The 20,676-nt window shown below is 53.5% G+C and carries 21 protein-coding genes; 13 read left to right on the top strand and 8 right to left on the bottom strand.

The features are described 5' to 3' along the window. Positions 1-19: 19 nt before the first annotated feature. Positions 20-1,729 carry an iron uptake porin gene (locus tag H6F67_RS06170; protein ID WP_190764390.1) on the bottom strand — a complete coding sequence of 570 codons (1,710 nt, stop codon included), beginning with the start codon at positions 1,727-1,729 and terminating at the stop codon, positions 20-22. An 83-nt stretch (positions 1,730-1,812) separates the two neighbouring features. Continuing rightward, positions 1,813-2,091, bottom strand: coding sequence for a 4a-hydroxytetrahydrobiopterin dehydratase (locus H6F67_RS06165; protein ID WP_199304262.1), 279 nt, complete (start codon positions 2,089-2,091; stop codon positions 1,813-1,815). A gap of 475 nt (positions 2,092-2,566) precedes the next feature. On the opposite strand from H6F67_RS06165, the gene H6F67_RS06160 reads away from it, so the two are divergent. The 3 genes from H6F67_RS06160 to H6F67_RS28050 all read left to right on the top strand — a co-directional run bounded on the left by H6F67_RS06160 (position 2,567) and on the right by H6F67_RS28050 (position 4,357). Then, positions 2,567-3,094 carry a cofactor assembly of complex C subunit B gene (locus H6F67_RS06160; RefSeq protein WP_190764387.1) on the top strand — a complete coding sequence of 176 codons (528 nt, stop codon included), beginning with the start codon at positions 2,567-2,569 and terminating at the stop codon, positions 3,092-3,094. 104 nt (positions 3,095-3,198) lie between these two features. Continuing rightward, complete coding sequence (gene crtR, locus H6F67_RS06155) at positions 3,199-4,149, top strand: beta-carotene hydroxylase (protein ID WP_190764385.1); 951 nt, start codon at positions 3,199-3,201, stop codon at positions 4,147-4,149. Positions 4,150-4,228: 79 nt separating this feature from the next. Next, positions 4,229-4,357 (top strand): hypothetical protein, encoded by a 129-nt coding sequence (locus H6F67_RS28050; protein ID WP_277874560.1) that lies wholly within the window; start codon positions 4,229-4,231, stop codon positions 4,355-4,357. A gap of 218 nt (positions 4,358-4,575) precedes the next feature. Here H6F67_RS28050 and H6F67_RS06150 read toward each other — a convergent pair whose 3' ends face one another. Further along, entirely contained in the window at positions 4,576-5,577 is a 1,002-nt protein-coding gene (locus H6F67_RS06150) for a hypothetical protein (protein WP_199304261.1), read from the bottom strand. A gap of 157 nt (positions 5,578-5,734) precedes the next feature. Between H6F67_RS06150 and H6F67_RS06145 the strand changes: the two genes are divergently transcribed. From H6F67_RS06145 to H6F67_RS06130, 4 genes are all read left to right on the top strand, one after another. Continuing rightward, positions 5,735-5,965, top strand: coding sequence for a hypothetical protein (locus H6F67_RS06145; protein ID WP_190764383.1), 231 nt, complete (start codon positions 5,735-5,737; stop codon positions 5,963-5,965). Between the two features lie 125 nt (positions 5,966-6,090). Next, complete coding sequence (gene mnmA, locus H6F67_RS06140) at positions 6,091-7,152, top strand: tRNA 2-thiouridine(34) synthase MnmA (RefSeq protein ID WP_190764381.1); 1,062 nt, start codon at positions 6,091-6,093, stop codon at positions 7,150-7,152. A gap of 89 nt (positions 7,153-7,241) precedes the next feature. After that, positions 7,242-8,420, top strand: coding sequence for a sulfate adenylyltransferase (gene sat / locus H6F67_RS06135; protein ID WP_190764379.1), 1,179 nt, complete (start codon positions 7,242-7,244; stop codon positions 8,418-8,420). Positions 8,421-8,424: 4 nt separating this feature from the next. Then, positions 8,425-10,440, top strand: a complete 2,016-nt coding sequence (locus tag H6F67_RS06130) for a caspase family protein (RefSeq protein ID WP_190764377.1) — start codon at positions 8,425-8,427, stop codon at positions 10,438-10,440. 24 nt (positions 10,441-10,464) lie between these two features. Here H6F67_RS06130 and H6F67_RS06125 read toward each other — a convergent pair whose 3' ends face one another. Genes H6F67_RS06125 through H6F67_RS06115 form a run of 3 tightly spaced genes read right to left on the bottom strand, consistent with a single transcriptional unit; the run spans position 10,465 to position 12,530 of the window. Further along, on the bottom strand, positions 10,465-10,983 hold the full coding sequence (locus H6F67_RS06125) for an N-acetyltransferase (protein WP_190764375.1): 519 nt from the start codon (positions 10,981-10,983) through the stop codon (positions 10,465-10,467). Beyond that, positions 10,983-11,204: a hypothetical protein gene (locus H6F67_RS06120; RefSeq protein ID WP_190764373.1), complete on the bottom strand. Its 222-nt coding sequence runs from the start codon at positions 11,202-11,204 to the stop codon at positions 10,983-10,985. The genes H6F67_RS06125 and H6F67_RS06120 overlap by 1 nt, the downstream gene beginning before the upstream one ends. A gap of 39 nt (positions 11,205-11,243) precedes the next feature. Next, the gene (locus tag H6F67_RS06115) at positions 11,244-12,530 is read right to left on the bottom strand and encodes an AmpG family muropeptide MFS transporter (protein ID WP_190764371.1); all 1,287 of its coding nucleotides are present in this window, start codon (positions 12,528-12,530) and stop codon (positions 11,244-11,246) included. 152 nt (positions 12,531-12,682) lie between these two features. On the opposite strand from H6F67_RS06115, the gene glgA reads away from it, so the two are divergent. Next, entirely contained in the window at positions 12,683-14,107 is a 1,425-nt protein-coding gene (gene glgA / locus H6F67_RS06110) for a glycogen synthase GlgA (protein WP_190764369.1), read from the top strand. 69 nt (positions 14,108-14,176) lie between these two features. Here glgA and H6F67_RS06105 read toward each other — a convergent pair whose 3' ends face one another. Then, entirely contained in the window at positions 14,177-14,491 is a 315-nt protein-coding gene (locus H6F67_RS06105) for a hypothetical protein (protein WP_190764367.1), read from the bottom strand. 567 nt (positions 14,492-15,058) lie between these two features. Here H6F67_RS06105 and H6F67_RS06100 point away from each other — a divergent pair. The 4 genes from H6F67_RS06100 to H6F67_RS06085 all read left to right on the top strand — a co-directional run bounded on the left by H6F67_RS06100 (position 15,059) and on the right by H6F67_RS06085 (position 18,186). Next, a complete protein-coding gene (locus tag H6F67_RS06100; RefSeq protein WP_242020525.1) occupies positions 15,059-16,012 on the top strand; it encodes a DNA adenine methylase in 954 nt (317 codons plus the stop codon). Further along, entirely contained in the window at positions 15,984-16,718 is a 735-nt protein-coding gene (locus tag H6F67_RS06095; protein ID WP_190764365.1) for an HNH endonuclease, read from the top strand. Before H6F67_RS06100 ends, H6F67_RS06095 begins: the two co-directional genes overlap by 29 nt. A 290-nt stretch (positions 16,719-17,008) precedes the next feature. Beyond that, entirely contained in the window at positions 17,009-17,923 is a 915-nt protein-coding gene (locus tag H6F67_RS06090; RefSeq protein WP_190764363.1) for a low-complexity tail membrane protein, read from the top strand. A gap of 77 nt (positions 17,924-18,000) precedes the next feature. After that, complete coding sequence (locus tag H6F67_RS06085; RefSeq protein ID WP_190764361.1) at positions 18,001-18,186, top strand: hypothetical protein; 186 nt, start codon at positions 18,001-18,003, stop codon at positions 18,184-18,186. Positions 18,187-18,202: 16 nt separating this feature from the next. Here H6F67_RS06085 and H6F67_RS06080 read toward each other — a convergent pair whose 3' ends face one another. After that, positions 18,203-18,757 carry an alpha/beta hydrolase gene (locus tag H6F67_RS06080; RefSeq protein WP_190764359.1) on the bottom strand — a complete coding sequence of 185 codons (555 nt, stop codon included), beginning with the start codon at positions 18,755-18,757 and terminating at the stop codon, positions 18,203-18,205. Between the two features lie 249 nt (positions 18,758-19,006). On the opposite strand from H6F67_RS06080, the gene H6F67_RS06075 reads away from it, so the two are divergent. Further along, positions 19,007-20,593, top strand: a complete 1,587-nt coding sequence (locus H6F67_RS06075) for a DUF1565 domain-containing protein (RefSeq protein WP_190764357.1) — start codon at positions 19,007-19,009, stop codon at positions 20,591-20,593. Positions 20,594-20,676: the final 83 nt, after the last annotated feature.

The raw sequence follows: 20,676 nt of genomic DNA, 5'->3' as shown, positions 1-20,676 counted from the left end.
TCCGAATTGTTCGGGTTGACTAGAAGGAGAAGGTTGTGCGAATCGTGCCCAAAACGAGGTCGTCATTGGCTTCGTCGTGGTTGGGAGCAGTCAGCCAGACGATTCCAGGAGTAATGGCAACGTTGTCCGTAAGCTGAAGGCGGTAGAAGGCTTCGAGGTGCAACCCTGTATCCGCGTCGGAGTCTGCGCCCAGAAGTGCGGCGAGGTTGAAGCTAGCAGTTTGCAGGCGCGGCTGCATTCCGACAATCAAGCCGCCCAAATTGCCCCTTCCGCCCAGATCGGGAAATCCGAGGTGTGCGGCAAAATTAAAAATCTCGGCATCGCCCGTGTTGATCACTCGTGCAAAGGTGTAGCCTGCCCAGCCGCCAATTTCCAGTCGATCGCTCACCTCAAAATTAATCTGAGCGCCGTAAGCATTCGTGAGGATCGGCAAACCCAAATCAAGACTGGCGAGAGCGCTGCCTGTGCCAGAGTCGCCCGGAGGCGGCGAAGCCATCGCGCCTTGATAGTAGGCGTTGACGTAGGTTAAACCGAGGCGGAGGCGGTCGATCGGCCTCAGGGTCAACTGGGCGAACGCTGAATATTCGCCGTTGAATAAGCCTGTTCCGGCGTCGGGCATGTCGGCATCAGCGGCAATGTAGGCGAGATCGAGGCGAATCGCGTCCGTCAATTCTAAGTTCAAGCCGAGTCCGGCGTTTCCGGGTGTGCGGTAGACGGCAGGATTGCGGCGACCAAAGCGCGAAATTGCTCCGGTTCCAGACGAGTCAAACGGGCTGATCGTGTCGGTGAAATCGAATTCAGCATCCGCACCGTTGGCAATCAGATAGGCCGTAATCGAATCGTCGATCGCCCACCGATATTGCAAGATATCAATCTCCACGTTGCCATTCGTGTCGGTGTCGAAGCTCAAACGGGGTTCACGGGTTGTGCCGTTGCCCTGATTGGTTGCCGTCAAGTCAAACGGATTGAAATTTCCCCACTGCAAGCGAGCGACAAGCTGATCGTCCCCTGTAAAACTCGTTTCAAACCGCAGGCGAATTCGACTGCCAAAAATCATCGTGTTGTCTTCGCCCGTCTCGCCGCCAAATAGATCGGCCACGCCAAAAACCGTTTCACCAACGAGCCGAGTTGTAGTTGAAAACTGGTTTGCTTCCAGTTCAGTCGATCGCGCTTCGAGAGCATCGATGCGACCCCGAATTGGTATAACAGGTTCAGTAATAAACCGCTCTAAGGCGGCTACATCTTCTCTGGTCATGTCTATGTAAGGAAGTCGTTCATTGATGCGATCGAGACAAGCATTCAACCCTGCTGCAAACTCAAATCGAGTGATTGCCTGCTGACCGCGAAACGTGCCATTGGGATAGCCCGCGATGCAGCCGTAATTCTCAATCAAAGCTTGCAATGCTTGATACGTCCAATCCGTCGGCTGCACGTCCGATAGCTGTGAAACTGACGTTGCTTGCGCGAGAACGGGGCTAGGCGGTTGATTCAACGGTAATGCGATCGCCCCATCCTCAAGCAATTGCGAGACGGATGGAATTTGCGCTAGGGCAGAGTCAGGCGTTGGATTGAGTTCAATCGACTGAGTTGCGATCGATTCTGATTCTGAGATTTCTGCTGCTTCTGGCTCAAACTGTTCTGGTTCATTTGCGAAAGCCGGAACCGTGATGAACCAAACTCCTAGCAGCGAAAGCCTGACGAATTGAAGAAACCGCGACGAAGCCTGCATAAACCGTCCTCTATACCATGCGCTCATGATACGGAGGAGGTTTTGCACAGGCAATGCTGATTTTGTTCGATCGCCACCCGAATTTAGGAAATGGCAGAAATCGCTTTTGCGAGGTCAAAATCTTTTTCGGTCAAGCCGCCTGCATCGTGCGTGGTCAGGGCGATCGAAACCTTGTTGTAAGAAATGGTGATGTCGGGATGATGGCCTGCGGCTTCGGCAGGTTCCACCAGTTTGTTGACAAAGGCGATCGCTTCGACAAAATCGCGAAAGCGGCGGCTGAGTTCAATCTGGCGACCAGAAAGCGTCCAGTTGGGCAAATTGGCGAGGCGTTCTTGAATGTCGCGATCGCTGAGCAACGGCATAATTTTGACTGGGGGCTGTGGTTGGAAGGCAGCATATCACGATCGCCACTGCCAAAAAATGCCCCTTTAAAAAGCTATCCGCTCCTGTCAGAAGAGAGACAGGAGCGGTCTAGCGGGTCTTCAAGCTAACACCAGACTGCCGGGAGGAACGCTAGCGCATCCCAGCTTCTTGAAAGGGCGATGCCTCTCAAGCGTCAGGACATCAATGCTAGCGGACAGCCCCGGCACACAGCCGGCTCTCGCTAACTTGACGACCCTTGCATTTACTACTTTCTTGCATCGGCATCACCTCTTTTCTTACTAAACGACATGCGTGTACAAATCTTCAGCGCCGTAGCCTGAAACTGCCTTACGCCTATGCTCACTATAGCACAGCCGCAAAAAGGAGATCGAGTCAAGGATCAACTATGCAACGGCGAGAAGCGATCGCCTGCCGTAGAGTAGAAATAGACTGCCTTTGCTGATTTCAAGCCCTATGCCAGTTTTAACTTCGACTTTGCTGCTGACGCTGTTGATGCTGATCGGCCTTGTGTTTTTCATTCGCGCTTCAACCAAAGATCGCATTCAGGTTGCTCGATTGACCAGCAATCAGCCGCAGATCGAATTGCTTGAACAGCTTCAAGCCTATTTCAGCGATCGCGCCTACAAAATCGCGAAGGTCGAGGCCGATCGCAACCTTGTCACCTACGAAGGTTTCGTCAGACCCAGCGTATTTCTCGCTGTGTTTTTGACAGCGTTAGCAGCGGCTGGAATTTTGTGTTTGGCGCTGATTCTGGCGACGCTGCTGCCAAGTTTGGGCAACGCACTTCCCGCCCTGGCCTTGCTTTCGCCTTTGGCGGGCTGGTTTTACTGGACGCGATCGAGCCGCCCCGAACAAGTGCTGCTGCAAGTCGAAACGCCCGAAAATGCGCCCAGCATCGTTACCGTGACCGGACATCGTGACGAACTGGCGGAACTTCAGCAAGCCTTGCGTCTGGAGAAGCTGGAGGTTGAGGCGGGCTAAGCGATCGCCGTCACAAAACTTCATCTCCAGCGCAATTGTCGCTTATACTTACGTTGCAAAGCCATTTTTTTAAGATTCGTCCGATAACAAAAGGAGCTTGTTCGATGTCGGCGGCTGTTCGGCCTTTGACCGTGCCTAAGGAACTGTTGGGCGCACCCGTTGCTTTTAATCCCACGCTGCTCATTTTTCTCGTCTCGGTGGCGATCGCGATCGTCTCAAACGTCGGCTACTGGTGCTGGCACTGGGTTGATTGGTGCTGCTTCACGCTCAACGTGCTGGCGCTGCATTTGTCCGGCACGGTGATTCACGATGCCTGTCACAATGTCGCCCACCGCAACCGCATCGTCAACGCGATCATGGGTCACGGAAGCGCTTTGCTGCTAGCGTTTTCGTTTCCTGTCTTTACGCGAGTGCATTTGCAGCATCACGCCAACGTCAACCATCCGAAAGACGACCCGGATCATTACGTTTCGACCGGAGGGCCGCTGCTGCTGATTGCCGCTCGGTTTCTCTATCACGAAGTTTTCTTTTTCAAGCGCAGGCTGTGGCGCAAGTGGGAACTGCTGGAGTGGTTCATTGCGCGGGCGATCGTCGTCGGCATTTTTTGGGTCGGCATTCAAAACGGCTTCTTGGGCTATCTGCTGAATTTCTGGGGTATTCCTTCCGCGATCGTCGGCGTGACGCTCGGCTTGTTTTTCGACTATTTGCCTCATCGTCCGCACTTTTCACGCGATCGCTGGACAAATGCCAGGGTTTACCCAAATCGGATTTTGAACTGGCTGATTATGGGTCAAAACTATCACCTGATCCATCACCTGTGGCCGTCAATTCCCTGGTATAGATATGAGCGGGCGTATGGCGTGATGAAGCCGCTGCTTGATCAAAAAGGTTCGCCGCAGACGTTGGGTCTGCTGGAAGGCAAGAATTTTTGGCGCTTTCTCTACGATGTGTTCATTGGCATTCATTGGCATCACGCTTCGGCAGAAGAAAATACGCCTGAAACAATTGCAGTGGACGAAACGCTGATTGAGCCGACGGCTGTAGAAGTGCATTGAGTTTGAAGCTGAGCCTTGGACGCTGCGATCGAAATTTGCTGTAATCGAATCAGCAGTTTTGGCTTGTTGTGGAAGGCTTATGATTGACCCCCGCATGTGTGCCGAGGCTGTTGCGAATTGGGGAGCGATGACTTGGCGCGTCCTGCGCTGGCTGATTTCGCCCTCCAAAGTTGTTCCGGTGGTGATGGTGGCGATCGCGCTGCCCTAGCTGATTCGATCGCTCTAGCGCAAGTGGCTGTGGAGCGGATTTGGAGGGCTGCTGCTTGCGGCCTACCTCCTGCTAATTTCGCCTGTGGGACTGAGCGCGAGCAGTCAGCTTTTGGTGGAACTTGTTGCCTCGTGATTTGGGCGATCGCCTTAATCTGCTTTTATCTGTAGAAGAAACGGCGAATGCTTATCAAGCGAGCCACACCTCACCAACGGTTTCTACTTTGATAGGCAACTGCGATTGTAGGCTTGCTCAGATCGAGTTCTGATGGATTTTAGCAGCTTACTCACAATCCTCCACTGTATGGAAGATCGAACACTTATCGGTCCCAATTGCTCAAGCCACTGAGCAACTTCAAGATGAGTCTTGTAAAGACACTCTAGAAAAGTTGGCCAAAATGCAGGCCACATCGAATCGTGATAGTGAATGATTTTTGCTTCCCGCAGCAGCTCTTCTTTGTACCACTGATTATGGGTAGCGCTGAGCATTACATAATCATGTGAGTAGGGAAGCGATCGCCATCTCAGTTTCATTTTGATGACGGCAAAGCCGATCGAACTCATTTCTTTTAACCCAACGTTGTAGCCTTCTGCGTTCGTACCCAGGCGAGAATCTAGCAGTTGCAAACAGATATTGAGGTAGGTTTCTGCGAAGCGAGTTGAGCGACGGTAAACAAAAATGCCGCCATTGAAGTAGAGCCTAACCTGTTCATTTGTTTCTGCCGTTATCACCCAGGGCAAATCTGCAATGTTAATATCAAGAAGGCGACAAAATTCCTGCCAAAGCGGTTCGTAAGGATCTCCTAAACCGCTAGTTCCCATTTCTTTACACTCCACAGGGAAACCGAGGAAATCTTCAGATTCGGCCAGTTCAAGCTTGTCAGGCTCATCCACAATCAAAAGGTCGCTATCAAGCCAAGCGACCGCTTCAGAGGTGATGTGTTCTTCTGCGGCCACCAATGCCAATGGCTTGTTGAGAAACTTGAACCAGGGATAGTTTGTTTTAATCTGAGGACGCAAATAAGTAACACCCAGTTCGTCAAAGACCTGAAGCGTGTCCTTTGAAAGGGGCGGGCCAAAGCGAGGTGTGACTGCGATGATTGGAGCCGCAGCGAACTTCCCGCCGTATTGCCGTAGGCTCTGCACCATCCGCACAGTTTGAAGCTCAAGGCCTCCAAATTCTACACAGCAAACAAATGTGATATCTGGAGTTTTTGTCATACCAGGCTCTCTAAAGTATTTCCGTGATTTATGAGGTGCATCTGAGTAGAACGCAGTTTTGCCTGCTAACGATGCTGAATACATCATCCTTTTTTTAGATGAGGCTGAGTAAATATCCGGAAGACTTTAAGGCATCTTTACGTATTGCCTAAGCTACATGAATTTTTTACAATCGAAATTGGCTGGCGCGATCGAGAATCATGAGCCGAAACCATATGGCAGTGCTTATCAAGCTTCAACCTCGTTTAAATTTGATTCGCGCAAGAACAGCCTTGGCAGCGTCTTCTACCCGGATGACTTAGCAACTGAAATTTCACTGATTCGGGATTTTCTCGCAGGTTGGGAAAACGACCCTGTGATGCTTGCTGCGGTTCAAACGCAAATCTAAGCGTTGCCAGCGAGACGATCGGGAATTTATTGGTTGGGGTGGATGGCCGGATGCTCCAGCCAAAGCCGCCGGATTGCTCGTCAAAATGCTAGCCTAAAAGCTGAATTAACATTTCTCAAAACGCCATGAATCAGGTCGTCGTGGGGCTGTCTGGTGGCGTAGACAGTTCGGTTGCAGCCGCAACCCTGCAAGCGCAGGGCTATGATGTCGTCGGTTTAACCCTTTGGCTGATGAAGGGTAAGGGTCAGTGCTGCTCGGAAGGCATGATCGACGCGGCTCAGCTTTGCGAACAGATGGGCATCGCACATCACATCGTCGATATCCGCGAGACGTTTCAGGCGAATATCATTGACTACCTGGTGGAAGGCTACGGTGCGGGCGTGACGCCGCTGCCCTGTTCGCAGTGCAACAAAGCGGTGAAGTTTGGGCCGATGCTGGACTATGCGCGGAAAGAATTGGGCGCAGACAAAATCGCCACAGGTCACTATGCGCGAATTCAGTTTGACGAAGGAACGAATCGCTATCAGCTTTGGCGGGCGATCGATCGCAGCAAAGACCAGTCCTACTTCCTCTACGATCTGTCGCAAGACATTTTGGCGCACACGCTGTTTCCGCTGGGCAATCAGCCGAAGACCGAAACGCGCCGCATGGCCGGAGAATTTGGCTTGAGTACGGCCAGCAAGCCGGAAAGCCAAGACTTGTGCTTGATCGAAGCGCACGGCTCGATGCAGAAGTTTCTCGACAAGTTTTTGACGCCGAAGCCTGGAGAGATTGTGGATGAGTCGGGGCGCGTCTTGGGACAGCACAACGGCATTCACCACTACACGATCGGTCAGCGCAAAGGCTTGGGCATCGCTGCCGCCAATCCGCTTTACGTCGTCGGCATTGACGCCGGACGCAATCAGGTAATCGTGGGCGATCGCTCCAGCGGTCATCAGTCCGAATGCACGGTGCAGCGCGTCAACTGGGTTTCGATCGATCCGCCGACTGCGCCGATCTCGGCTCAGGTTCAGGTGAGGTATCGATCGCCTGCCGTGCCTGCGACAGTAATTCCCCTAGAGGGCGAGCGAGCCAAGGTGATCTTCGATGAGCCGCAGTTTAGCGTCACGCCCGGACAGGCGGCAGTGTGGTACGACGGCGAAATTCTGCTGGGCGGCGGCGTGATCGAACCGCACAACCAAGCTTAAGCGGCAAAATTGGCGCGATCGCTGTAATAAAATCGGTTTCGGAGCCAAATTCGGAACCGATCGCACCCTTACGCAGAAGAGGAAGTATCTTGAGTCAATTTTCAGACGCGATTGCGCCGCACGGAGGCGAACTGATTAACCGCATCGCCACACCAGCGCAAAAGCAGCAGTTTTTGGAGCAGGCCGATTCGCTGCCCAACGTCGTACTCGATGAGCGGGCGCTGTCGGATCTGGTGATGATTGCGATCGGCGCGTTCAGTCCGCTGACCGGATTTATGAATCAGGCGGATTATGATTCTGTCGTCGAGTCGATGCACTTGGCGAACGGCTTGCCCTGGTCGATTCCCGTGACGCTTTCCGTCGATGAAGCGACTGCGGAACCGTTGCAGGAAGGCAGTTCGATCGTGCTGCGCGATCGAGCCAATCGACCTGTCGGCATCCTCGAACTGATGCAGAAATATTCCTACGACAAGCGCAACGAAGCCGCCAAAGTTTATCTGACGGAAGACGACGCGCATCCGGGCGTCAAGGTGGTTTACCAGCAGGGCGCGATCAATTTGGCGGGTGCGGTGTGGCTGCTGGAGCGTGAGCCGCATCCGCTGTTTCCCGCCTATCAGCTTGACCCGATCGCCTCGCGTGCCCAGTTTCGCGAAAAGGGGTGGAAATCGATCGTCGGCTTCCAAACGCGCAACCCAATTCACCGCGCTCATGAATACATTCAAAAGTGCGCTCTCGAAACGGTTGACGGTTTGTTTTTGCATCCGCTCGTCGGCGCGACGAAAGAAGATGACATTCCCGCTGATGTGCGGATGCGCTGCTATGAGGTGATGCTGGAGCATTATTTCCCACAAGATCGGGTGATTTTGGCGATCAATCCTGCCGCAATGCGCTATGCAGGTCCCAGAGAAGCGATTTTTCACGCCTTGATTCGCAAAAACTACGGCTGTACGCACTTTATCGTCGGGCGCGATCATGCCGGAGTCGGTGACTACTACGGCACGTATGACGCGCAGCATATTTTCGATCGCTTCGACCCTGCCGCGCTGGGAATCGCGCCGATGAAGTTTGAACACGCTTTTTACTGTCTGCGGACGCAGGGCATGGCAACGACGAAGACGAGTCCGAGTACGCCTGCGGAGCGGGTGCATCTCTCAGGCACAAAAGTTCGGCAAATGCTGCGGAACGGAGAACTGCCGCCACCAGAATTTTCCCGTCCGGAAGTCGCAGCAGTTTTGGCTGAGGCGATGAAAGTGCCAGTGGAGGCGTAGTCTGGTGAGCCTGACGCGACGGGAATTGTTGCAGCGACTTTTGACGGCTGGGGTCGGCCTGACCTTGAGCGAAGTCGGATTTTTGCTGCGGGGCGATCGCTATGCCCAAGCCCTCGCCCAACCTGCCCGCCGCAAGCTCGCGCTCTTGATCGGCATCAACCAGTACCCCGAATCGGTCGCAGATCGATCGCCCGTTCGGGGTGCTGTTTTAACCGGATGCTTGACTGACATTGAGCTTCAGCGTGAACTGCTGACGGCACGATTCGGCTTTTTGCCCGCCGATATTTTGACCCTGACCGATCAGCAGGCGACCCGCAGCGCGATCGTGGATGCCTTTCAATTCCATCTCGCCCAAGCCCAAGCAAACGATACGGTGATTGTGCATTTCAGCGGTTTGGGCAGTCGCGTCAAATTGGAAGATGGAACGCTGCGAAGTTCGATCGTGCCGATCGATGCCACGCTGCCGACCGAAGAAAATCCTGACTGTATGGATCTGTTTACCGACACGCTCGAATTGCTGCTGGGCGGGCTAGAGAGCGATCGCGTCATTGCCGTTCTCGACTGCGGTTTCAGCAGCTTGGGCACTTCGATGCAGGGCAATCTCCGCATTCGCGCTCGTCCCAATGCGCCTGTCGGTCAAATCAGCGAGGCGGAACTTGCCCTTCGGAAAACCCTCCAAAGGCAACGCCCGACAATTCTCAGTGCGGCGGCGATCGATCAGCCTGCGGTTGAATATCAGTGGAACGGCTTCAGTGCGGGACTGTTCACCTACGCACTAACCCAGCAGCTTTGGCAGACAACTCAGACCAAGCTGACAGTGGCGTTTGAGCAGGCCAAGGCGATCGCGCAGCGCTTCAGCACGCAACAGCCCCAACTGAACACCAAGACGATTCCGCCGCTGGAAATTATGGCTGCATCGGGAGACGGCGCGATTTTGGGCAACGAAGCAGACGATCGATTTCGCGTTTGGCTGGGCGGACTTCCCCCTCAGGTGGTCGAAAATTATGCAGCGGGTTCGCTGTTGTCGGTGGAAGGTCGGCAGGCGATCGTTCGGTCTCGCGATGGCCTGATTGCGATCGCCCGCTGGATGGAGCCGGATGCAGCAGCGCCGGAGATTGGGCAAATCGTGCAGGAAGTGGTGCGAATTTTGCCGCCGGACATCAGCTTGACGATCGCCCTCGACAGCAGCCTAGAGCGCATCGAGCGGGTCGATGCGACCAGCGCGTTTGCCGCTCTGCCGCGCATTGCCGTTGCCACTGGCGACCATGCCGACTATCTGTTTGGTAAGTTGCAGGCTCCAACCTTGACCGCTTCAGTTTCGCCGGAGGTTGAACCTGCACCGCTCAAAGGCTACGGCCTGTTTCAGACTGACCGCAGCGCGATCGCCAACACGCTGATCGAAGCCGACGAAGCCGTTAAAACTGCGGTGACTCGCCTCGCTCCGCAACTGCAAACGCTGTTGGCGCTAAAGCTGCTGCGCCTAATGGAAAATCGCGCTTCCTCACAATTGAACGTTGAGGCGAGGCTGCTGATGAGCGATCGTGTTCCGCAAATTGTTCGACCGCAGCGTGTTTCCGACATGCCGCCTGCCGTGTTGCCCGCCCTACCGCTCAACAGCCGAATTGACTATCAGTTGCACAATCGCAGCGATCGATCGGTCTACGCCATTTTGATCGGGCTAGACAGCGACGAAAACGTCACCGCCTATTTGCCGCCCGCAGTGGAAGCAGGCGAAATTGCTCCGGATGCTGTGTTGACGATCGCTTCGGATGACTGGCTCAGGCAGATTGCATCGGGCTGGGTTGAGACACACGTGATCTTCAGCACATCTCCGTTTGGGCAGGCCGAATCGATCGCAGCGGGCGCAGTTCGTCCCGTCGCTAAGCCGCTCGATCTGGTGCAGGCCGTGCTGCAAGATCTACATCAGGCCAGCGGCAGTGAGTCAAGCGCGATCGCCTTAGACGTAAACCACTGGGCAACGTTCAGCTTTGCCTATCAGCTAGAGGATTCAACGAGTTGAACGCGATCGCTGTGCAACTTCATCTCACGTTGATCGCCTGTCCGCTTCACTCGATCGCTCGTCTAGCGATTTCACCATCCACAGCGATTGCACTTCATAGCCCAGCTTGGTGTAGAGATGCAAAGCGGGCTGATTGGTTTGGAAGACCTGAAGTCCAATTTGGCGATCGCCTCGCTGCCGCGCCCAGTTCTCGGCATACTGCATCAGTGCCTTGCCAATGCCTCGCCGTCGATGGGCGGGCGTGACGTAGAGCAAAAAGATGTGAGCGTGGCGATCGCCCGTCACCTGATCGATGGCGTTGCCGATCCACAGTCCGGCGGCAGTGGTGCGATCGGGGGCTGCGACCCACCACAGCGGCGTGTCGGCTGAAAGATACGAATCAACCGTTTGCGCGAGATGGGCGACACCGTTCCGGGAGCGCTCCGCGATCGGCTGCCCAGGAAAAAGTTCTTCGTAGGTGCGCTGCATGAACTGCACAAGCAGGGCGCGGTCAAGGCCAGAGCCGCGCCGTAGCTCGTATCCCGCTGGCAGCGGCGGATTCATTAGAGCGTGTTGGCGGGAATGCCATGCACCAAAACTTTGAGACTCGGCGGCAGTCCGGCGACTTCCGACGATCGCTCGATTTGCGACGTGGGTTCATCGATCGGCGCGGGGGCAATCATGTCGCTGGGCAGGAAAATGCGGGCACTCGTGGCAATCAGCGCAACGAGAAAGACAAGCAGTACGAGAAACGGAGCGATGTTCTGCCGAAAAAACGTCTTCATGTGGAGCAAATTCAAATATTTGTAAAGCTTATTCTCATCTTATCGCTCCGGCGGCGCATCTTCCTCTAGTCCGGGACGCGGCAGCGCGGCAGGTTGCACATTCCAAGGCGCAAAAATCGGCAGCAGCAAAAGTCCGGGTAGGGCAGCGGCGATCGTCAGCAAAAAGAACAGCGGCCAGCCGAGGCGATCGGCAATTCCACCTGCTGGAGCCACCAGAATATCGCGACTGACGGCCATCAAACTTGACAGCAAAGCGTACTGCGTTGCGGAAAAGCGCTGATTGCACAAACTCATTAAGAACGCGACAAAAGCGGCTGTCCCCAATCCACCGCAGAAATTCTCGATGTTAATCGCCACGACCATCATGGGATAGTTTTGTCCGGCCTGCGCCAGCAAGAAATACGCCAGATTGCTAATCGCCTGCAAGCCACCGAAAATCCACAGCGATCGATTCACGCCCCACTGACTCAGCAGCGCTCCGCCCGCCAATGCGCCTACGATCGTTGCAATCAGCCCCATGCCGCCTTGAATTTTGCCAATGTCGCCCTGCGTGAAACCCGTTTGCAGCAAAAACGGCGTCACCATGTTGTTGACCAGGGCATCACCGAGCTTGTAGAGCACGATGAATACCAAAATCAAAAAGCCTTGCGCGACGCCTTTGCGCTGAAAGAATTCGATGAATGGCAGCTTGACGGCATCCGCGAATGTGGCGGGCGGACGCACCGCAATCTCTGGTTCTGGTGCAAAAAACGAGGGCAAAATGCACAGCAGCATCAGTCCGGCCATGCCCAAGTAGATCGTCGGCCAAGGCAGGCGATCGGCCAAAATCAATGCCAGCGATCCGGTGACAAGCAGCGCAACTCGATAGCCCAGGACGGCAACCGCCGCACCCGCTCCGAGTTCACGCGGCTGCAAAACATCTGTCCGGTATGCATCAAAGGCAATATCTTGAGTCGCACTAAGGAACGCGATCGCCACAGCATTGATCGCAAACAACTGAAGCGCCTGAGCCGGACGCTGAACCGCCATCGCCGCGATCGCCAAGGCTAGCGCAATCTGCGTAATTACCAGCCAGCCGCGCCTGCGTCCCAAAAAGGGCGGCACGAATCGATCGAGAAACGGCGACCACAAAAACTTGAGCGAATACGGCAGCGCCACCAGGCTAATTGCGCCAACCTGAGCAAGATCAACACCCTCAACGGTCATCCAGGCTTGCAGCGTCCGACTGGTGAGAAACAACGGCAAACCAGAGGCAAAGCCCAACAGCAGCAGGGCGACCATTTTGCGGCTTTGGAAAACTTGCAGGAAAGACTGAGACGTATTCACGATCGATCGGCGAAGGTGCTTCGTGATTTTGCCATAGATCGCGGAAAGTCAATTGCGCGATTGTGGCGATCGCGCTTTCTACATTTGCTTTGCACGATCGCCACACGCCACTAGACTTGTAGTGGCAGTCATGACAGGAATTGGAAGGGCAAATGCGAATTTTGTTTGTGGCGGCAGAGGCAGCTCCGGTTGCAAAAGTTGGCGGCATGGGCGATGTCGTCGGGGCGCTTCCCAAAGTGCTGAAGGAAATGGGGCATGACGTGCGGATTTTTCTGCCCTATTACGGCTTTTTGCCCGACAAAATGACCATTCCCAAAGAGCCGATTTGGTACGGCTATGCAATGTTTCAAAATTTCCAGGTGTATGAATCGGTTTTGCCTGGAACCGACGTGCCGCTGTATCTGTTCGCGCATCCCGCCTTTGCACCGCGCCGCATCTACGCCGGAGAAGATGAAGACTGGCGCTTCACGCTGTTTGCCAATGGCGCTGCCGAATTTTGCTGGAACTACTGGAAGCCGCAAATTGTTCACTGCCACGATTGGCACACGGGAATGATTCCCGTTTGGATGCATCAGTCGCCAGATATTTCGACCGTCTTCACAATTCACAATTTGGCTTATCAGGGGCCTTGGCGCTGGCGGCTAGAGCAAATTACCTGGTGTCCTTGGTACATGCAGGGACACAATACAATGGCTGCTGCCGTGCAGTTTGCTGACCTGGTAACGACCGTTTCACCAACCTATGCCGAGCAGATTCAAACCGCAGAATATGGAGAATCGATCGAAGGTCTCCTCTCATTTATCAGCGGCAAACTCGAAGGCATCATTAACGGCATTGACACTGAAGTTTACGATCCTGCGAACGATAAACAGATTCCTCAAACCTTCACCGCAGAAACGATCGATCAGCGTTCTGCAAACAAAATTGCGCTGCAAGAAGAACTCGGTCTTGAAGTCAACTCCAGCGCATTTCTCATTGGAATTGTGTCGCGTTTGGTTGAGCAAAAAGGCTTGGATTTGGTGATTCAAGTCCTCGATCGCTTCATGGCCTACACGAATGCTCAGCTTGTGGTTTTGGGCACGGGCGATCGCTACTATGAAACGCAACTGTGGCAAATTGCCTCGCGCTTTCCCGGTCGCATGGCCGCCTACTTGCTCTACAACGATGCCCTTTCGCGCCGCATCTACGCGGGAACTGATGCTTTTTTAATGCCATCGCGCTTTGAACCTTGCGGCATCAGTCAAATGATGGCGTTGCGCTACGGCTCTGTCCCGATCGTCCGCCGCACAGGTGGCCTTGTTGATACGGTTTTCCCTCACATTCCGGCTGAAAAAACGGGAACGGGCTACTGTTTCGATCGCTACGAACCGCTGGATTTGTTTACCTGCATGGTGCGAGCTTGGGAAGGTTTCCAATACAAAGATTATTGGAAAGCGCTTCAGCAGCGTGGCATGAGTGAAGATTTCGGCTGGGAAAAATCGGCGATCGAATATGACAAAACCTATCGCCGCATTCTCGGCTTACCCGAAGAACTACCCGCGCCCGAAGAAACCCCACAACCAGAACTCGTTGCTTAACGAAATCGCCGCTGTGATTCGATCGAATTCCAGCGGCTTTTGTCAGGTTCGATCGCTCGTACCAACGGATCAGCGCGAGGTGAAATCGTCGGGCTGAAGCAGAATCCGTTTGGTCAACATTCGCATGAACTCACCTGGATTTGGCGTGGGAATCAACACTGTCCACTCGGCATAGTGCGCGATGTTGGCGCGATGCAGCAGATGCACAAATCGATTCACCACTGGTTTTGATCCCACTGCCAAAACGCGCAACACTTCTGGGTCGTTGATCGGCGGCAAAAAGATGGGGCGCGGCGGTTCCGGTTCGATCGGCAAGAACGGCTCCGGTAGCTCGAACGGTTCGATCGCCTCGTAGTCATCGTCTTTGTAATCTTCGTATGTCATTCGATTGTCTCCATGAGATGGGTACGAGATACACAGCGAGCAGACCGCACCTGCCCGCTGCCACCCTGCCTCCATGCACAACGAAGCCGCCTCACTGCGACAGCAAGACGGCCAGCGGATACAATCGAAGCTAGCCTTCAGGCTGGGATGGTCAGTTTTGGAGGTTAGTTCCTTGGGGGTGTTAGCCGCACTCCCTTGGAACGCTTCGCGGCATCGGAATTAGCGATAATTGAGGCTACTATAGCTGGAAAAATTTTGCAAGCGTGTAGGGCGATCGAGAACGGATCAGCTCTGCTGGCCGCGCAGCTTGCGGAACGGTATCAAACTGGGTCAAAGACGATTAAGAAAACTGAACAATTCAGCATAACCACCCTGAGCAGTACATTATGCGGCAAGATTCAGCCTATTTACCGCTACGGGACATCATACGGAAACGTTCCGTAGCGGTAAATTGTTAGCCGTTTTAGGCTTCAGCCTCGCCCCCTGTGTCCCTCTTGAAAAAATGCTGGAGTTAAGCGACAAGCTCAAGCTATCGTGATAAACTGCTGCAAGATTATTTGTTCTTGCATGATGATGGCGAATCTACCCCACTTCATTCAATATCAAGGCAGCAAAAGGAATCTGGCGAAGCACATCCTCCAGTTTTTTCCAAAAAATTTCAATAGGCTGGTAGAGCCTTTTGCTGGAACTGCTGCGATTAGTGTTGCTACATCTGCAAGTCAAATTAGCCACAGTTTTTGGTTAAATGATCTGAATAAGCCACTAATCGAGCTACTAGAACTATCTATAGAAAGACCAGACGAAATAGCAGATTCTTACTTAGAGCTATGGAATGAGCAACATACTAATTCTGTGGCTCATTATTTTGAAGTCAGGTCAAAATTCAATAAAACTAATGATCCAAAATTGTTCCTCTACCTACTAGCAAGATGCGTTAAAGGTTCGGTTCGCTACAATTCTGAAGGATTGTTCAACCAAAGTTTGGACAAAAGACGCAAAGGAACACGACCTGAAACAATGAGAAAAAATATGGCAGGTGTATCTAGTCTGCTCAGAGGCAAATGCAAGTTTACGAGTTTAGATTATCGAGAAATATTAGAGCAAGTTCAGGAAGGCGATTTTATTTATATGGATCCTCCCTATCAAGGTGTATGCGGAAATAGAGATTCAAGATATCTGTCTGGCATAAATTTCGATGATTTTGTGTTGGCTCTTGAACGGTTAAACCGAAAAGGATCTGCGTTTGCTATCAGTTACGACGGTAAATTGGGTGATAAGGCTTTTGGCAAGGTTCTTCCTAAAAGCTTAAATCTTGAAAGAATCGAAATCGAAGTTGGCAGATCCTCACAGTCTACATTACTGGGCAAGGAAGAAGCTACAATTGAGTCGTTGTACTTATCGACAAATTTATCCAAAAGCTTAATGAATACTAAAATCTGTGATTTTAGCGATATTGGCAAGAAACCAAAGCAGCTAACCCTCTTGGAAAAGCATGGAGAATTCGCAGCAGCTACCCGATGACTTCTTGGAACTTTGTCGCTCTGTAACAGCAAAGAGGCCTAAAGCGGTCATTGATCACATCTTGCAACACGGATTTGTTACGACTGAGGAGTTGAAAGAAACCTATGGTTATAACCATCCTCCAAGAGCGGCTAGAGATGTCAGAGAAAATGGTATCCCGTTAGAGACTTTTCGTGTTACTGGAAGTGACGGCAGAAAAATAGCTGCATATCGATTTGGAGATATTAGCAAGGCAAGATTCACCCGTCTTTCTGGAAGAACAGGTTTATCCAAGCAGATTAAAGAGGCGCTGATTAGCAGATACGGATGTAAGTGTTTTATTTATGTCGAAGAGGTAGATGAACGCGAGTTGCAAATTGATCATCGTGTTCCTTTTGAAGTTGATGGTGAGCCAGATCTAGCCCCAGAGAACTTCATGTTACTTTGTGGCTCTGCTAACCGGGCTAAATCGTGGTCATGCGAACATTGCGAAAACTGGAACAGCATTAAGGATAAGTCTATTTGTCTATCCTGCTACTGGGCGTATCCAGAAAGCTATGAGCACATCGCAATGCGACAGGTTAGAAGAATAGATCTGCTTTGGGAAGGAGATGAGGTTGAGATTTATGAAAGGCTCAAGCAAAGGGCTGTCAGCGTGGAAAAGGAACTGCCTGAGTTTGTCAAAGAGATTATTGAGCGCGAGATCGAACGTAATGGCGACGGCTAACACTGCGTTGGTGCGGACGGAACGTAGGTTGTCGGTGAGAGTTCGAGGTTACCTGCCGCCGCTGATTTGAGCCGTTAGCTTCCAAATTTTTTAACTGAAACGCCGCTGAAATCGATCGATTCTGCGCGAATTACAGCGGCGACAAATAGAATCATCCCAGTAGTGCGATCGCCAACTTCCACTTCTGAATCAATCGATACTGAATTTGTTTACCCGATCGCACGTGTGAGCCGTTCCTCGCGCTACACCTATTTGCCTTAGTATTGCAGTGGTGGCTTGGGTTGTGCGCTATGCGATCGTTTTGGTCAGATCCGTATCTTTGGATTCATCTTGCAGGGGTGGCAGTGCTGCCGTTGACGCTGGAGCTTTGCCTGCTGGGGCTGGCGATCGGCGACCCGATTTTTCCGCCGATTGTTGAGCGGCTGATCGTGCTGACGATTGGAATTGTGCCGATTTTTTTAATGCAGTGGCAGCGGCCTTTTTATATTTTCAGCGTGTTGCTCGTCGCGATTCGGCCAGAGTATTTAACGATCGATCAGCGACGCATCCTCAAGCGCTTTAAGACTCTGGGGCATCAGATTTTGACGCTGCTGGTGGCGATCGGGTTGGGAGCAGTGCTGCTTCAGCTTTATCAAATTGCGCCGCTCGTGCTGCAACCTGCCGCGCAGTTTCCGCAATGGCGCGGATTAGGCTTGCTGATTGCCTCCGGCGGATTTTTGCTGAGCAATTTGTTTTTGCAGGTGTCGCTGAGCGTGCTGCGCGTCTTGCTGATTAAAGAAACGGAGTTTGCTTTGATCGATGTCTATCCGATCGAGCAGATTCGATCGAACTTCTCGATTTTCGGCTGGCAAATCAAGCAAATTGTGCCGCCACTGACCGAAGCGCAAACCTTGGCGATGGCTGCTGCTGCCGCTGCTGTGCCGTCTGCTGTTCCTGCTCGTCCGCCTTCAGTCGCCGCGCCCGTTTCCGCTGCCCAAACCGAAGCGATCGCAGAGCAAGCCGACCCTGCACCGTCCATTGCAACGGACGATGAGCCTGCGCTAGCCGATTTGGTTGCTGCCGAGTTGACAGAAACCGTGACGGAAGCAACTTCAACCGACTTGGAAGAAGCGATCGAAACAGATGCGATCGCCAGCGAAGCGATCGCCGCCAATGACCCAGCAACCTCTGACGCAACCGACCAGCCGGAACAGCCGATCGTGTAATGCAGCACAGCACCCAAAAAACCGCTGCGTTATGCTAAGGAAAAAGCTTTAGCGCTATTTGAACTGGAGTATTGAAAATGGTCTCTGTCACTTCTCATGATTCATCTGAAGCTGCGGTTTGGGACAGCCTGAAGCGAGCGATCGCCCAAAGTTCCGGCTTTCAACGCTGGCAGGCCGAGCGCGAAGAGTTCCTTGCCGTCCTCAGCCTCGATCAGCGCGTCCAGCGCTATTTGCGCGAAACGCTGGAAACGCTGGCCTACTAAGAGCTACTGTTTCGCGCTAAATTCCGATGCCTTCGAGGATGGGGGCGAGGCGATCGCTCAGGTCGCGAAGCTGGTTGTAAGCCTGTACGACTCGTTCGCCGTCGATGTAAACCTGCGGTGTGGGATAGTTGCGGACAACTTCAAGAATGCTGATGCGATCGTCATCGCTCGCGGAAAGGACAAGTGCCGATCGCAGTGCGGCAGGATCGGCAGAACCCGAAGGTGGATAGATCGCTTGCGAAAGCTGATCAAGCGCGGCTTCTCCAATCGGATTGTTGAGCAGGCGATCGAGCAGACGCGGACTGATGGTGAATTCTCGCGTTAGGGTTTGCCGAATTCGCTCTGGTTGTTCTCCAGAAATGCGAATATAGCGCTGTAAGGGTCGCGCCAGTTCGCCCGTTTCGGCAAATGCTTCCAGGTCAGAAACGGCGATCGATCGCTCCAAAACGCCGTATTTCAGCACCACTTGGTCAGCCGCTTGTGCCGCAGTGGAGGTGAAGACAAGCCCTGCAACGGTCAGCAGCACGGATGTCAACGCAGCCGATGTCAACGCAGTAAAACGTGAAGCCATAGGTTCCTTTTTGTGTTTAGAGTGCTTGACGGCGATCGGCTGTTTCTGGTTCTCGGCTGTCTCTGGTTCACTCTAGCGATCGAATTTTGAGTTGAGTTCTGTCGATCGACCGATTTGCACGGGGAACTGCGATCGCGTTTGGCGGGTCTGTTGCTGCATCACTGCTATACAATTTCTTCGGTATCGATCGCAACCGTATCGGGCTGTGATCGATCGCGCTCCTCTTCACTTTTGCGGCAACTCGAACTTATGAAATTTTCACATGCGCTCCAAGCAGGGTTCGCGGCTTCCCTGCTGCTGACTAGCTGTTTGCCGCTGGCTGCGGTTGCCGTGCCTGCTGGCTCGATCGAAGTGGCGCAAGTGCCGTCAACGGCTCCGGTGATTTACGTCAATTCCAGCTTGGGAACGGATGCGCCGACGGCGGGCGGCAGCGAGCAAAGTGCTTTACGCACGATCACCTATGCGCTGCAACGCGCTCAGCCAGGAACGATTATTCAGCTTGCACCCGGAAGCTACACGCGAGACAGCGGCGAAGTGTTTCCGCTGGTGGTGGGTCAAAACATTCGCTTACAGGGCGATGCGTCCACCAACGGCAGCAGGGTTTTGATTGCGGGCGGCGGCACGTTCAACAGTCCGACGTTTGGTGGACAAAATGCAGCCATTCGTGCGCTGAACACTGCCGAAATTCGCGGCGTCACCGTCACGAATCCGAATACTCGCGGCACGGGCATCTGGCTGGAAGTGGGCAGCGCGATCGTCCGCAACAGCACGTTCACCGACAATTTGCGCGAAGGCGTGTTTGTCACAGGCACAGCTAGTCCGACGATTCAAGACAATGTGTTTACCCGAAATCCGGGGAATGGCGTGTCGGTTGTGCGATCGGCCAGCGGCGAAATTCGCAACAACGTGTTTGACAATACGGGCTTTGGCATCGCGATTAGCGACCAGTCCACCCCGACCCTGCGCGACAATCAGATCCGCAACAACGTCGATGGCGTCGTAATTAGCAATTCTGCCCGTCCGATTTTGCGCGGCAACACGATCGAAAACAATACTCGCGACGGCATCATCGTCGTTGGCTCTGCCCTGCCCAATTTGGGGACAGCAGACAGTTTAGGCAACAACACCATTCGCAACAATGGGCGCTACGACCTGTACAACCAAACGCGCAGCAATCGAATTGTGGCGATCGGCAATACGATCGCTGCCGATCGCATTCAAGGCGATGTCGAGTTTGTCGCTAGTGCCGGAGGAAATTCTAACTTCCGCGATGTGGCTGGAAACTGGGCAGAAGGCTACATCACGGCTTTAGCAGAGCGCGGTGTGATCAGCGGCTTCCCAAACGGCACGTTTCGCCCGAACGATCCGGTTACGCGGGCGCAGTTTGCCGCGATCGTCAACCAGGCATTTTCGCCGCAGCCGAAGCGCGGAGTCGTCAACTTTCAAGATGTCGCTCCGAATTTCTGGGGGCGATCGGCGATTCAAACGGCGTATCGCGGCGGCTTTCTAACCGGATACCCTGGACAAATTTTCCGTCCCGATGAACGAATTCCGCGCGTCCAGGTTCTCGTCTCGCTAGTGAGCGGCTTGGAGTTGAGCAGCGAGAGCTTTGTGAATCTCGATCGCTTCCAGGACAATGCCGAAATTCCGACTTGGGCACGGGGGTCGATCGCTGCTGCCACCCAGCGCAGCATCATCGTCAACTATCCCAACGTCGCGCAGCTTGAGCCGAACCGCACCGCGACTCGCGCCGAAGTTGCGGCCTTTGTCTATCAGGCGTTAGTCAGCACAGGACAGGTGCAACCGCTGCCTTCGCCCTACGTGGTAGCGCCGTAGGTTTTAGAGGGCGATCGATCCCACCATCGATCGCCTCTCTGTTGCTTTACTACGGGCGATCGGCAGTTCCCAGGCAAGCAGCC

This window comes from Microcoleus sp. FACHB-1515, from assembly GCF_014696105.1.
Lineage (GTDB): Bacteria > Cyanobacteriota > Cyanobacteriia > Elainellales > Elainellaceae > JAAUTJ01.
This window is presented reverse-complemented; position numbering and strand designations above follow the sequence as displayed.